General features: G+C 65.8%; 13 protein-coding genes. All 13 read left to right on the top strand.

Annotated elements, in window-relative coordinates; translation table 11 throughout:
• Window positions 1-150: 150 nt before the first annotated feature.
• The 13 genes from ACW5IY_RS11185 (at window position 151) to ACW5IY_RS11125 (ending at window position 13,405) form a co-directional block, all read left to right on the top strand.
• Entirely contained in the window at window positions 151-570 is a 420-nt protein-coding gene (locus ACW5IY_RS11185; protein WP_080354476.1) for a CopL family metal-binding regulatory protein, read from the top strand.
• 115 nt (window positions 571-685) lie between these two features.
• On the top strand, window positions 686-2,557 hold the full coding sequence (locus ACW5IY_RS11180; RefSeq protein ID WP_017354985.1) for a copper resistance system multicopper oxidase: 1,872 nt from the start codon (window positions 686-688) through the stop codon (window positions 2,555-2,557).
• On the top strand, window positions 2,554-3,831 hold the full coding sequence (locus tag ACW5IY_RS11175) for a copper resistance protein B (protein ID WP_017354984.1): 1,278 nt from the start codon (window positions 2,554-2,556) through the stop codon (window positions 3,829-3,831). Before ACW5IY_RS11180 ends, ACW5IY_RS11175 begins: the two co-directional genes overlap by 4 nt.
• Window positions 3,832-3,843: 12 nt before the next feature.
• A complete protein-coding gene (locus tag ACW5IY_RS11170) occupies window positions 3,844-4,614 on the top strand; it encodes a c-type cytochrome (protein WP_026070603.1) in 771 nt (256 codons plus the stop codon).
• A gap of 19 nt (window positions 4,615-4,633) precedes the next feature.
• Entirely contained in the window at window positions 4,634-5,143 is a 510-nt protein-coding gene (locus ACW5IY_RS11165) for a DUF4440 domain-containing protein (protein WP_026070602.1), read from the top strand.
• A gap of 14 nt (window positions 5,144-5,157) precedes the next feature.
• Window positions 5,158-5,682 carry a DUF411 domain-containing protein gene (locus ACW5IY_RS11160; protein ID WP_229301210.1) on the top strand — a complete coding sequence of 175 codons (525 nt, stop codon included), beginning with the start codon at window positions 5,158-5,160 and terminating at the stop codon, window positions 5,680-5,682.
• A 70-nt stretch (window positions 5,683-5,752) separates the two neighbouring features.
• Window positions 5,753-6,103, top strand: coding sequence for a four-helix bundle copper-binding protein (locus ACW5IY_RS11155; RefSeq protein ID WP_049436432.1), 351 nt, complete (start codon window positions 5,753-5,755; stop codon window positions 6,101-6,103).
• 162 nt (window positions 6,104-6,265) lie between these two features.
• Window positions 6,266-6,649, top strand: a complete 384-nt coding sequence (gene copC / locus ACW5IY_RS11150; RefSeq protein ID WP_017354979.1) for a copper homeostasis periplasmic binding protein CopC — start codon at window positions 6,266-6,268, stop codon at window positions 6,647-6,649.
• 10 nt (window positions 6,650-6,659) lie between these two features.
• On the top strand, window positions 6,660-7,589 hold the full coding sequence (gene copD, locus ACW5IY_RS11145) for a copper homeostasis membrane protein CopD (protein WP_017354978.1): 930 nt from the start codon (window positions 6,660-6,662) through the stop codon (window positions 7,587-7,589).
• Window positions 7,590-7,650: 61 nt separating this feature from the next.
• A complete protein-coding gene (locus ACW5IY_RS11140; RefSeq protein ID WP_080354477.1) occupies window positions 7,651-10,077 on the top strand; it encodes a heavy metal translocating P-type ATPase in 2,427 nt (808 codons plus the stop codon).
• Between the two features lie 44 nt (window positions 10,078-10,121).
• Complete coding sequence (locus ACW5IY_RS11135) at window positions 10,122-10,544, top strand: hypothetical protein (protein WP_049404632.1); 423 nt, start codon at window positions 10,122-10,124, stop codon at window positions 10,542-10,544.
• A gap of 342 nt (window positions 10,545-10,886) precedes the next feature.
• Window positions 10,887-11,996, top strand: coding sequence for a TolC family protein (locus tag ACW5IY_RS11130; protein ID WP_234413151.1), 1,110 nt, complete (start codon window positions 10,887-10,889; stop codon window positions 11,994-11,996).
• Window positions 11,993-13,405 carry an efflux RND transporter periplasmic adaptor subunit gene (locus ACW5IY_RS11125; protein ID WP_049404637.1) on the top strand — a complete coding sequence of 471 codons (1,413 nt, stop codon included), beginning with the start codon at window positions 11,993-11,995 and terminating at the stop codon, window positions 13,403-13,405. Before ACW5IY_RS11130 ends, ACW5IY_RS11125 begins: the two co-directional genes overlap by 4 nt.

Raw genomic sequence — 13,405 nt, 5'->3', positions numbered from 1 at the left:
GCAACCCTTCGCCTCAACCCGCCCATTGGGCGCTCCTGGAGGGAGCTGCAGTGGCCGTGACTAGTGCGACTGACAAGTGGCGGCATCTCAGGCCTACTTGAGATTTTGTTCACGACCGATACACACGCGCCTTGTCTAAAGTGATTTACAATGTCGCCCGTGTCAGCCTCCTCACTTCTACTGCGACTGCTCCTGATCGTCATGCTCGTGCTTAACGGCGCGTGGTCGGCATTTGCGTCGATCAGTATGAACCCGGCCATGGAAGCGCAGGCCAGCGAAGTGGCTGCCGCGGTGCAAGGCGACGAAGACTGCGTCGCCCATCACAGTGCTGAGAATCATCCCGATGCCACCTCGATTGAAAGGGCTGGCACTGGGCATGGCGACCATGCCGGTCCCGACTGTTGCAAGTCTTCTGCGTGCCGGTGCGCCTGCGTACACGCGTGCGCGAGCGCACTTCCGGCGCGCCTGCATGTTTCGGTGCAACTGGCCTTGGGCCTGGATGTCATGCCGCTGCCCCTAGGGCATGCGGCACCTGCCTTGCCTCATCTGATCCGACCACCGATCGGCTAAGCGTCCCTAAGCGCCGCAATGGCGCCGTTGGTGTGGCTTGCATGCCTATTTATAGGCCAGCCGCCCGCTCTGTACCACCGCCCGCCGGTGGCAACACGACGCTTGGAGCATTTTCATGTCGCATGATGATTTTCGTGGTCCACACGGTGGACCGCCGCTGCTACCTTCGCGGCGGCGATTTGTCCAGGGCTTGGCCTTGGGAGGCGCAGTCGCAGGATTAGGTTTCTGGCCCAAAGCCAGTTGGGCGCTCAAGGGCCCGGGACAACCCAACGTACTATCGGGCACCGAGTTTGACCTAACCATCGGCGAGACGCCGATGAACTTCACCGGCAAGACCCGCACCGCGATCACCGTCAATGGGTCCGTTCCGGCGCCGTTGCTGCGTTGGCGGGAAGGCACCACGGTCAACCTGCGTGTCTCCAATGCATTGCCCGCTAACTCCCTCCATGGCGCGGACACCTCCATCCATTGGCACGGCATCATTTTGCCGGCCAACATGGACGGCGTGCCGGGCCTGAGCTTTGACGGTATCGGACGTGGTGAGACCTACCACTACCGGTTCACCCTGCATCAGGGCGGCACCTACTGGTACCACAGCCACTCGGGGTTCCAGGAACAAGCCGGGCTCTATGGCCCGATCATCATCGACCCATTGGAGCCGGAGCCCTTCAGCTTCGATCGCGACTACGTCGTGATGCTGAGCGATTGGACAGACCTGGACCCGACGGCCCTGTTCGATCGTTTGAAGAAGATGCCGGGCCATGACAATTACTACAAGCGCACGGTCGGCGATTTTGCGCGCGATGTGAAGCGCAACGGCCTGTCGGCCACGTTGGAAGATCGCAAGATGTGGGGCGTGATGCGGATGACGCCCACGGATCTGTCCGACGTCAACGCCAACACCTACACCTACCTGATGAACGGCACGACCTCGCTGGGCAACTGGACCGGTTTGTTCCGCAGTGGCGAGAAGGTGCGCCTGCGTTTCATCAATGGCTCTGCCATGACGTACTTCGATGTGCGTATTCCGGGGCTAAAGATGACCGTGGTGGCAGCAGATGGCTTGTATGTCCATCCGGTTTCCGTCGACGAGTTCCGCATCGCGGTAGCAGAAACCTTCGATGTGATCGTGGAGCCCTCCGGGCAGGACGCATTCACCATCTTTGCCCAAGACTCCGGTCGCACCGGCTACGTCAGCGGCACGCTCGCCGTGCGCGAAGGATTACGCGCGCCCGTTCCGTCTGTGGATCCCCGGCCGCTGCTGACGATGGCAGACATGGGCATGGATCATGGATCGATGGATATGTCTGGCGGCAGCAAGGGCATGGAAGGCGGCTGTGGTGCGGCCATGGGCATGCCTGGCATGACCCCACCTGCCAGCGGTAACGCGACCTCGGCCCATGCAGGCCATGCGATGCCCGCCGCCGGCGATGGTGCCATGGCAGGCATGCAGCACGGGGGCATGCAATCACACCCTGCCAGCGAGACCAACAATCCCCTGTTGGACAACCAGGCCATGAGCGTGAGTTCGCGCTTGGATGATCCGGGTAATGGCCTGCGCGATAACGGCCGTCATGTACTGACGTATTCCATGCTCAAGAGCACCTTTGAAGACCCTGACGGACGCGACCCCGGTCGCGAGATCGAGCTGCATCTGACCGGACATATGGAGAAATTCTCCTGGGGCTTCAACGGTCAGAAGTTCTCCGATGTCAAGCCGCTGCGGCTGAACTACGGCGAGCGTATGCGCATCGTATTGGTTAACGACACGATGATGACCCATCCCATCCATTTGCACGGCATGTGGAGTGACGTGGAGGACGACAACGGCAACTTCATGGTGCGCAAGCACACGGTGGATATGCCGCCGGGTAGCCGACGCACGTATCGCGTGCGTGCCGATGCGTTGGGCAGCTGGGCGTTCCATTGCCACCTGCTTTATCACATGGAAGCCGGAATGATGCGCACGGTGAGGGTCGACGAATGAACATCAATAGACGCGATACCACCCTGACTGCGCTGACGCTGGCTATCTCGCTGGCCCTGGCCAATGCGGCCAGCGCCCAATCCATGCAGCACGGCTCCATGCCGATGGAGCAGGGCGCGCAGACCCAGACTCAGGATCACTCTGCACAACAGGCGCCGACATCAAAACCTGCGCCAGCCCAAAAGCCTGCAACACCGGCCAAGCCGAGCGAAGCGACGATCGATCATGCGACGATGGGCCACGCCGCGCCGCAGGCTAAAGCAGCCGAGCCTGCCATGCAGGGCATGGACCATTCGCAAATGGGGCACGTCTCGCCCGCGAGCACACCTGCGGCGCCCACAGCACAGGCGCAGTCGATGCAGGGCATGGATCACAGTCAGATGGCACAGCCCGCTGCAGCCGACACCTCTAGTACGGCCACGCCTGCGATGCAGGGGATGGACCATTCCAAGATGGGGCACGGCGCGCCTCCGAGCACGCCCGCAACGCCCAAAGCGCAGACACAGTCGATGCAGGGCATGGACCACAGTCAGATGGGACACGGGCCTGCAGTGCCAACGCAGCCGCGCACCCCGATACCCGCGGTGACGGACGCGGATCGCAAGGCGGCCATCGCGCCGGAACACGCGCATCCGGTGCATGACAACTCGATCAAGAGCTACGTGCTGCTCAATCGCCTGGAAGCCTGGGATGCCGATCCGGGCACCGGGCTGGGCTGGGAGGGCCAGGCTTGGATCGGTACGGACCTCAATCGCGTCTGGCTCCGCAGTGAAGGCGAACGCACGGATGGTCAGACCGAGTCGGCTGATCTGGAAGTGCTCTACGGCCGCAGTATCTCCACGTGGTGGGATGTGGTGGCCGGTGTGCGTCATGACTTCAAGCCTGGGGCATCTCAAAACTTCGCCGCTATCGGTGTACAGGGCTTGGCGCCGATGAAGTTCGAAGTGTCCGCCACAGCCTATCTCGGCGAAGGGGGCCAGACTGCCGCCAATGTCGAGGCCGAGTACGAATTGCTGCTAACCAACCGGCTGATCTTGCAGCCGCTGGTGGAAGTCACCGCCTATGGCAAGAACGATCCATTGCGCGGGATAGGTTCGGGTCTGAGTACCGCTGAGGCGGGGCTACGACTTCGTTATGAGTTCACCCGAAAGTTCGCTCCCTACATCGGCGTGGTGTACGAGCGCGCGTTTGGCAATACCGCAGACATGCGACGCGAGCATGGCGAGTCCTTTGAAGACACGCGCTTGGTCATCGGCCTTCGTACCTGGTTCTAAGGGGAACTGACAATGAAATCCAACAAAAGGATGTGGGTATGGCTCGGTGCCGGCGTGGGATTGGTTGCGGTCGCGGCAACTGCCACGGTCTCTCTGGGCGTGTACAACGTGGCCGCCGACGATCCGCATAGTCGCCCGGTGTATGCGCTACTTGAAACGGCGCGCGAGCGTTCCATTGAGGTGCGCGCCGCCAAGCTTCAGGTGCCCACGAACCTGGATGATCCTGAGCGTATCCGCCAGGGTGCGGGCAACTACAACGCCATGTGCGTGACCTGCCATCTTTCGCCAGAGGCGGCGGCCACCGAGATGAGCAAGGGCCTGTACCCCGCGCCACCGAACCTAAGCAAACAGTCGGTCGCTCCAGCTGAGGCGTTCTGGGTGATCAAGCACGGCATCAAGGCCAGCGGCATGCCCGCGTGGGGCGGCAGCATGGACGATGAGTTCATCTGGAACATGTCGGCCTTCCTGCAGAAGCTGCCCACGCTGGACAAGGCCGGTTACCAGGCGTTGGTGGCCAGCAGTGATGGTCATTCGCATGGCGGCGGCGAGACGCAAGGCCACCATGACGACGAAAAGGCCGAGGATCACCCTGCCCTATTCGAGCCGGGCAACAACTCCATGCCGCATGCGCACCCGCCGGGCGTGGACGACGATCACCACGGCCCGACACCCAGCGACACGGAAGTCGGGTTGGTGAGCCACGGCCATCCCGACGGCAAGGTGGAGTCGCACCCTGCACCACACACGCCCGTGGCCGATGACGGCCATGCGCACACCCATTGATCTCCTTGGAGCCCACGCAATGAACGCAACAGCAATCTCGTTCACCCTCGCACTGGCACTGGCCGTCGTGTCCCCCGCAATGGCGCAGGCGACACAGCCGCACGCACATCACCCCGCTGCCGCGGCATCTGCGGACGTCGACGTCCCAGTCACTGCAGAGGCCGCGGTCGCCGTAGCGGAGCGTTTCAACAGGGCCCTGTCTAGCGGCGATCTGGCCACGGTCGAAGCCCTGCTCGCTGCCGACGTCCTCATCCTCGAGTCCGGGGGTGCCGAGCGCAGCCGCGAGGAATATCTGGGTCATCACGCAGTCAGCGATGCGGCATTCCTCAAGGGCGCCCATCGCCAGCTGCTCCGTCAGCGTGCACGCACCGCTGGTGAGTTCGCATGGGTCGGAACCGAAAGCGAGCTGCACGCCCAGAAAGACGGTAAGCCACTGACCGTCCAGAGCACCGAGACCATGGTGCTGAAGCAGACCACCGACGGTTGGCGGATCGCCCACATCCACTGGTCTTCGCGGACCAAGCGCTAAGCGGAGAACCAGAAATGAAAACCTGCAGATTGAACCGACTGGCGTGGGCGGCTTTTGCGGTCGCCGGCCTGGGTGCCTGCACCCAAGCGGCTACACCCGCGCAATCCACCATCGCGCCCACTGCACAGGTCGTCCCGGAAACAGCCGACGCGACTCCAGCCGCCCTGCCACGCATGACCGTCCACAAGACCCCGACCTGCGGGTGCTGCGGTAGCTGGATCGACCACGTGAAGAAGGCGGGGTTCACCGTGGATGTGCATGACATGGATGACCTGGGTCCGGTCAAGGAGCGCCTGGGTGTCCCCTATGCAAAGGGCTCCTGCCACACGGCCGAGGTCGACGGATACGTCATCGAAGGCCATGTCCCGGCCGAGGACATCAAGCGCCTCCTCGAAGAAAAGCCGGACGCACGCGGCCTGGTCCTGCCCGGAATGCCGCTCGGTTCGCCGGGCATGGAGGTCCCGGAAGGACGCCAGCAGCCGTATACGGTCGAGCTGGTCCATCACGACGGAACCACCGAACCCTTCGCACAGCATTGATCCGCAAGAGCAACAGGGGGCGGTGTTGCGGGCGCGCCGATTCTCGTCCGCGATGAAGCAGGAGATCCACATGACTCACCATTCCGAAGACCACCGGTCTCAGGCCATGAACGAGTGCATCGACAACTGCACGCAATGCCACGCGATTTGCCTTGAGACCATCAACTATTGCCTGAGCAAAGGAGGTGCCCACGCAGCCCCGGAGCACATCGCCCTGCTGGCGACGTGTGCCGATATCTGCGCCACCAGCGCCGACGCCATGTTGCGTGGCGCCAGCGCTCACTCGGTGGTTTGCAGTGCCTGCGCGGAGATCTGCCGCCAGTGCGCCGAAGCATGCGACGCCATGAACGGCCCGGAGATGGCGCGCTGCGCCGAAGTTTGTCGCCGTTGCGCGGAAAGCTGCAGCGCCATGGCGGCTTGACGCGTCGAGGATCCCGCCTGAGCGGCGGGATCCTCATCTCAAATATCAAAAGCCGACCAACCGTGGTTTCGGTGACAGCCCGACACCTAACGCTTGTCGGATCCAACACAGCACGGCGCCGAACGGGGCTTTGCATCACATTCGCAATGAGGATTTATCCCTATGAAATCATCAAACGTCCTTCGCTCCTTCGCGCTCGTCCTCGCGATTGCGGCTGGGCAGTTCTCCCTGCAGATCGCGCACGCCCACGCCGCGCTGCAGCAGTCCACACCGGCGGCAAATGCGGTGGTGGCTTCGCCGGGCCAGATCGATCTCGTGTTCAACGAAACATTGATTCCGCGGGCGTCGCGTCTCAAGTTGCTCATGAAGCACGGCAGTTCCACCATGCCGATCGAGAATTTCACGACCGAGATCGTCAACAACGGTAAGACCCTGCGTGCCAAGTTGCCCCAGCCGCTGACTCCGGGCGTCTATACCGTGGAATACCGCGCCGTCGGTGGTGACAACCACCCCATGCCGGGCAGCTTCAGCTTCACGGTGCGCTGAGGAGTCGCGAATGTTCGACCTGTCGGCTTATGCACTGAGATTCCTGGAATACCTTGTCATCATGGTTCTTTTCGGGGTTCCACTCTTCGGTTGGTACGGGTCGCGTCGATCGGCACTCGCCGACGCCTTGGCCGGGTGGTCACTCATGGGCGTTCTATTGGCGGGTGCCGTAGCCGGTCTCGTGCTCACCGGGCTCGATGTCGTCTTCAAGACCGCGGGCATCATGGGAATGCCGCTTGCCGAGGTTGATCGCGCATCGCTTGGCTGGTATCTGCTCGAGACGTCCGCGGGCCGGGCAGCCATGGCGAGAGGCGCGCTGCTGGTCGCCCTGATGTTCGTGCTCGGATGGCATCGTCGCCGCGGGAAGGTGGAGACCGCCTTCCCGCTGGGGGCGATGCTGGCGGGCGGCGCACTCGCTTCGCTGGCATGGAACGGCCACGCCGCCGCTGGCGAGGGCTTGGCAGGCGCGGTCCGGCTTGCTGCAGGCATCGTCCATCTTCTCGCGGCAGGCGGCTGGATCGCAGCGGTCCTGATGTTCCTTGCCATGCTGCTGCGCGGCAAAGAGACGAACGGCAGCGGGCGTCTGCGATCAACGCATGACTTTCTGCATGGTTTTTCGACGCTGGGAACGATCTTCGTTGGTGCGCTCATCGTGTCCGGCATCGCGCACTACGGGGATCTCACCGCGTGGTCGTTTTCGGCCCTGTTCCAGAGCACCTACGGGAAGTTGCTGCTGTTCAAACTGGCCCTGTTCGCTGGAATGCTGGGTTTGGGAGCGCTGCACCGATGGACGCTGGTGCCGCGCTTGGAACGAGCGCTGACCAGCGGAGATCCCGCGCAGGAGGTGCGGGCTTTGCGGCAGAGTGTTACGGCTGAGGCCGCGCTGGCCATCTTGATCCTGATTGTTGTTTCAGTGCTCGGGACGCTCAGCCCCGAATAGCTGTGTAACCCGCAATGGCACACTGCCTTGGCAGTCCATCCCCACTAAAGCGAGCATCGGCATGAACTCACCGTCGTCCCATGACCATCACCATTCTGCAGGCGCAGCCCCTGTCGAGGCTGCGGATGGACGGGTCACCGATCCGGTCTGTGGCATGCAGGTCGATCCCGCCACGACGCAGCATCATGCGACCCACGCCGACACACCTTTCCACTTCTGCTCGGAGCGATGCCGCGCGAAGTTCGTGGCCGATCCGGAGCGCTATCTGACGCCCCAGGACGAACCCGAGGTGGCACAGCCCGGCGCCATCTACACCTGCCCGATGCACCCGGAAGTCCGGCAACAAGGTCCAGGCAACTGTCCCTTCTGCGGCATGGCGCTGGAGCCGGAAATGCCGAGCCTGGAGGACGATGACAATCCGGAACTTCGCGACTTCTCGCGCCGGTTCTGGTGGACGCTTCCGCTGACTGTGGTGACGCTCGTGCTGGCCATGTTCGGCCAGTACCTCCCGCGTGTCGTGCTGGGCGACGTGCAGATCCTGCCGTTGTCGATCGACGTGCAGACCTGGGTCGAGCTGGTCTTGACCACACCAGTCGTGCTGTGGGCCGGCTGGCCGTTCTTCGAGCGCTGCGTGCAGTCGATCCGCAACCGCAGCCCGAACATGTTCACCCTCATCGGGATTGGCGTTGCGGCCGCCTTTGGCTACAGCCTGGTCGCCACGCTGGCACCCGGCTTGTTCCCACCGTCGTTTACCGAACATGGGCGCGTCGGGGTGTACTACGAGGCGGCGGCGGTGATCGTTTCGCTGACCCTGCTCGGCCAGATGCTGGAACTGCGGGCGCGCTCGAAAACGTCCGCGGCGATCAAGGGCCTGCTTGGCCTGGCGCCGAAGGAAGCCCGGCGGGTCAACGCCGACGGCACCGAGGAAGACATCCCGCTGACCCACGTCCACGTCGGCGACCACCTGCGCGTGCGTCCCGGCGAGAAGGTGCCGGTGGATGGCGAAGTGGTGGAAGGCCGCTCCAGCGTCGACGAGTCGATGCTCACGGGTGAACCGATTCCGGTCGAGAAGACCGCAGGCGACCAGGTCATCGGCGCGACCCAGAACGGCACCGGCGCGCTGGTGATCCGCGCCGCCAAGGTGGGCTCCGACACCGTGCTGTCGCAGATCGTGCAGCTGGTCGCGCAGGCGCAGCGCTCCCGCGCGCCGATGCAGCGGATGGCCGATATCGCGGCCTACTGGTTCGTGCTCGCGGTGCTGGCGATCGCGGTGGCCACCTTCTTTATCTGGGGCTCCTTCGGTCCGGAGCCGGCCTGGACCTTTGCGGTGCTCAACGCGGTCTCGGTACTGATCATCGCCTGCCCCTGCGCGCTGGGCCTGGCGACGCCGATGTCGATCATGGTCGCCACGGGCAAGGCGGCGCAGGTGGGCGTGCTGTTCCGCGACGCCGAGGCCATCGAGCACATGCGCCGCATCGACACCCTGATCGTCGACAAGACCGGCACCCTCACCGAGGGGCGCCCCGCCTTCAAGGAAGTCGTGGCCTTCGAGGGCTTCGACGCCGACCGGGTCTTGCACCTGGCCGCCAGCCTGGACCAGGGCAGCGAGCACCCGCTGGCCGACGCCATCGTCGCCGAGGCTCGACGCCGGAACTTCGAGTTCGACCGCGTGGAGGACTTCGACTCGGTGACCGGCATGGGTGTGCGCGGGTCCGTGGCCGGCCATGCGCTTGCGCTGGGCAATACCGCGCTCATGGACGACCTGGGCGCCAATCCCGCTGCGCACGTCGACGTGGCCGAGCGGATGCGCCGCGAGGGCGCGAGCGCCATGTTCCTGGCCGTGGACGGGCGCCTGGCGGGGCTGGTCGCGGTTGCCGACCCGATCAAGGCGTCGGCCGCGGCGGCCATCAACGAGCTCCACGCCGCCGGGCTGCGCATCATCATGGCCACCGGCGACGGGCTCACCACCGCACGGGCCGTGGCCACCGAGCTGGGCCTGGACGAGGTGCATGGCGAAGTCCGCCCCGAGGACAAGGCCGAGCTGGTGCAGCGCCTCAAGCGCGAAGGCCGGCGGGTGGCGATGGCGGGCGACGGCATCAACGACGCCCCGGCGCTCGCCGCGGCCGACGTCGGCATCGCCATGGGCACGGGCACCGACGTCGCGATGTCCAGTGCCCAGATCACCCTGGTCAAGGGCGACCTGCGGGGCATCCTGCGCGCCCGGAAGATCTCCCAGGCCACCGTGGCCAACATGAAGCAGAACCTCACCTTCGCGTTCCTCTACAACGCGCTGGGGGTGCCGGTCGCGGCCGGGGTGCTCTACCCCGCATTCGGGATCTTGCTGAGCCCGATGGTCGCGGCGCTTGCGATGAGCTTGAGCTCGGTGTCGGTGGTGGCCAACGCCCTTCGCCTTGCCAAGTCGGCCGCCGTACCGTCCTCGCCGACCACATCTGTGCCGCGCCAGCCCCTGGGCCTGGCCAAGGATTGACTTGGATCAATTGCATCGGTTCCAGTAAGAGGTAAGCTCACGCCATGGTCCGCATCCGCCATCGGAACTTGTTCCAGCGCACCGCCCTCCTCGCGATGGTGGCCCTGCTCTGGTCCCAGTTCGCGCTCGCAGGCCATGGCGATTGCCTGGATCTCCCAGTCACGCCGGCGGCGTTTGTCGCTGCCGCCACCGACACCCGACACGACCATGGCCACGGCTGCGATGCCGAGCTCCCCTCAGCGAGCAAGGCAGTGTGCGACGCGCACTGCACCGAGGGTGACATCTCGGCGGACAGTGGGCGCATCCCTTCGATTCCGCCGCTGCTGGCCGAAGCCTGGTTCTCCTGGCTTGCGATCGCCGCGATTGCGGATGCTGCGCCAGGTGTCACGGCTACATGGGTGGATTCGCCGCCCAGACCCGCCTGGCACCGACCTACCGCCCATCCAGCGGCACTCCTGCTGATCTGATGCCTGGACGCTGACTGCTCCGCACGTCTGTGCGGCGCAGTCCTGTGCGTTCGCGCCGTGGCTGCGTCACGGCATGTGTTCCTGCCCTCGTCCGAGCGACCTGCGTCGCGTCGGCCCAAGGACACTGATATGGCATCCCCGTTCGACCGACTGCCGGCCAGGCGCCTGCACCCTCGCCCTCTGTCCCGCCGTCTGCCACCGCTCCGGCACCTTCTTGCCGGCGTGCTTGCCGGCGCCTTGTGGGCCCTGGCGCTGCCGGTGACCGCCACCGAACCCGTCCCGGGGCACAGCCTCGAGTCGATCCGCGCCTGGGTTCTGGAACACAACCCGGAATTGCGGGCCATGGACTTCGAGGCCCAGGCCGCCGAAGCACGGATCCAGCCAGCGGGCGCCCTACCCGACCCGACGGCTTCCCTTGGATTCCGCGGCCTCGATCCGGACAAGCCCTGGCGCTCCGCCGGTGCCGAGCGCGAGGTCAACTACGCGCTGCGCCAGCGCCTCCCGCTTTGGGGCAAGCGCGCCCTGGCGCGGACCGCGGCCAGCCAGGACGCGGTCGCGGTCGGACTCGATCGCCTCACCACTGCGCGCGACTTGCTGGCCGACGCCGAGGCGGCCTACGCACGCTACTGGCATGCCGACCAGGCCGTGGCCGTGCTTGATCGCCGCATCGCCCTGCTCCGCCAGGTGGAAGAGATGGCCGGCGTGCGCTACGCCCTGGGTCGCGCGGCGCAGCAGGATGCCATCCGCGCCCAGGTCGAGCAGACCAGCCTCCAGCGCGAGCGGATCGAACGCCTCGCGACCAAGCAGGAGGCGGCCGCCACCTTGAACGCGGTGCTGGGGCGCCGGTCCGATGCACCGCTGGCGACTCCCGACGAGGCGCCGCGCCTCGCCGTCCACAGCGCCTCGCTTGCCGAGGCACTGGATGACGCCGATGCGCATCCCGCGGTGCGCTCGCAGCAGGCTCGCGCCGAGGCGGCGCGCACGAACGTGGTACTGCAGCGTCGCAACCGCTTTCCCGACATCACCCTGGGCGTGGGTGCGATGCAGTTCGGCAACGGCATCGAGAGCACCGAGCTGATGTTCGAGGTCGAGATCCCGTTCCAGCAGCGTGCCCGCCGCGAGCGCGAGCGCGAATCGCGCCTGCTCGAAGACGCAGCGCTTGCCCGCAGGGACGCCACGCTGCGGGCCGTCGAGGAACGCGGCGCTTCCGCCTGGTCGCAGTGGACCAACGCGCGCGAGCGTCGCGGACTGATCGAGAACACGCTGCTGCCGCAGGCCGACGCCACCTGGCAGTCCGCCCTGGCCAGCTACCAGGTCGGTGAAGTCGACTTCGGGACGCTGCTGGAAGCACTCAATGAATGGCAGGGCGCCGACCTCGCACGGGTCGATGCACTGCGTGACGAACTGTTGGGCGCCGCCGCCGTGCGCGCCATCGAAGGAGAGATCCGATGACCCGTGTCCAGACCCTGTCGCTCGCCATCGGCGTTGCACTCGCCGCCCTCGCCGTCGGCTGGATTGCCGGCCGCGCCACGAACGACTCCCCGACCGCGGGCACGTCGATCGACGGCCCGGCCGCAGAACGCAAGGTGCTCTATTACCGCAATCCCATGGGCTTGGCGGACACGTCGCCGGTGCCGAAGAAGGATTCGATGGGTATGGACTACGTCCCGGTCTATGCCGACGACGCACCGCCGGCGGCACCGGGCACGGTGGTGCTGCCGCCGGACAAGGTGCAGGCGCTGGGCGTGCGCACCGAAGCGGTCAAGCGCGGAGCCCTGTCCGCTACCGTGCGCACCAGCGGCACGGTCGAGGTCGACGAGACCCGGCAGTACGCGATCGCCCCGCGCTTCGAAGGCTGGGTGGAGCGGCTGTACGCGAACCAGACCGGCATGCGGGTCAGCGCCGGGCAGCCGCTGCTCTCCGTCTACAGCCCGCAGCTGGCCGCGGCGCAGCAGGAATACCGGCTGGCCGACGAGACCGCCCGCAGGCTGGCCGGGTCCGATCCCGCGAGCGCGGCGTCGATGGTCCGCCTGCGCGATGCCGCCCGCACCCGCCTGCGCAACTGGGAAATCAGTGACGCGCAGATGGGCAAGACGGGCCTGGTGCTCACCGCGCCCGCGGACGCGGTCGTGATCGAGAAGCCGGTGGTCCAGGGCGCGCGTTTCGAGCCCGGCGAAACCATCCTGCGCCTGGCGGACCTGTCGAAGGTGTGGGTGATCGCCAAGGTGCCGGCGGCGCAGGCCGCGGGTATCCAGCCCGGCCAAACGGCCCGCTTTGAAACCGTGGCCCTGCCGGGCCAGGTGGCCGAGGGCGAGGTCACCTTCGTGCAGCCCGTCATCGATGCGATGACGCGCACCGTGGATGTGCGCATCGCCCTGCCCAACCCCGCTGGCGACCTGCGGCCCGGGCTGTATGGGACGGTGGTGCTGGAGGAGCCGGGGGCTGGACCGGTCCTGACCGTTCCGCGCTCGGCCGTGCTCGACAGCGGCACGCGCCAGGTGGTGCTGGTCGAGACCGGCCCTGGCCGCTTCGCACCGCGCGATGTCAGCCTGGGGCGGCGCGGCGGCGATCGCATCGAGATCCTCGACGGCCTGACCGAGGGCGAGCAGGTCGTGGTCTCCGCCAACTTCCTGATCGACGCCGAAAGCAACCTGCAGTCGGCACTCCAGGGTCTTGAGGGTCACACAGGACACGGCGCGCCTTCGGGCACCGCTGAGGATCCACACGCCGGGCACGGCGAGGACGCCGCCGACCCGCACGCAGGTCATGGTGACGAGGCCTCTGATCCGCACGCCGGTCATTCCATGCCGGCTAGCCCGGAAGAGACTCCGCCCGCCCCCACCGGCCACGAGGGGCACTGA

Source organism: Stenotrophomonas sp. C-A, from assembly GCF_054030835.1.
This window is presented reverse-complemented; position numbering and strand designations above follow the sequence as displayed.

Bases quoted from the DNA above. Each gene is read 5' to 3' on its own strand.
- ACW5IY_RS11185 (WP_080354476.1), top strand. From the start codon at position 151: ATGTCGCCCGTGTCAGCCTCCTCACTTCTACTGCGACTGCTCCTGATC.
- ACW5IY_RS11180 (WP_017354985.1), top strand. From the start codon at position 686: ATGTCGCATGATGATTTTCGTGGTCCACACGGTGGACCGCCGCTGCTA.
- ACW5IY_RS11175 (WP_017354984.1), top strand. From the start codon at position 2,554: ATGAACATCAATAGACGCGATACCACCCTGACTGCGCTGACGCTGGCT.
- ACW5IY_RS11170 (WP_026070603.1), top strand. From the start codon at position 3,844: ATGAAATCCAACAAAAGGATGTGGGTATGGCTCGGTGCCGGCGTGGGA.
- ACW5IY_RS11165 (WP_026070602.1), top strand. From the start codon at position 4,634: ATGAACGCAACAGCAATCTCGTTCACCCTCGCACTGGCACTGGCCGTC.
- ACW5IY_RS11160 (WP_229301210.1), top strand. From the start codon at position 5,158: ATGAAAACCTGCAGATTGAACCGACTGGCGTGGGCGGCTTTTGCGGTC.
- ACW5IY_RS11155 (WP_049436432.1), top strand. From the start codon at position 5,753: ATGACTCACCATTCCGAAGACCACCGGTCTCAGGCCATGAACGAGTGC.
- copC (WP_017354979.1), top strand. From the start codon at position 6,266: ATGAAATCATCAAACGTCCTTCGCTCCTTCGCGCTCGTCCTCGCGATT.
- copD (WP_017354978.1), top strand. From the start codon at position 6,660: ATGTTCGACCTGTCGGCTTATGCACTGAGATTCCTGGAATACCTTGTC.
- ACW5IY_RS11140 (WP_080354477.1), top strand. From the start codon at position 7,651: ATGAACTCACCGTCGTCCCATGACCATCACCATTCTGCAGGCGCAGCC.
- ACW5IY_RS11135 (WP_049404632.1), top strand. From the start codon at position 10,122: ATGGTCCGCATCCGCCATCGGAACTTGTTCCAGCGCACCGCCCTCCTC.
- ACW5IY_RS11130 (WP_234413151.1), top strand. From the start codon at position 10,887: ATGGACTTCGAGGCCCAGGCCGCCGAAGCACGGATCCAGCCAGCGGGC.
- ACW5IY_RS11125 (WP_049404637.1), top strand. From the start codon at position 11,993: ATGACCCGTGTCCAGACCCTGTCGCTCGCCATCGGCGTTGCACTCGCC.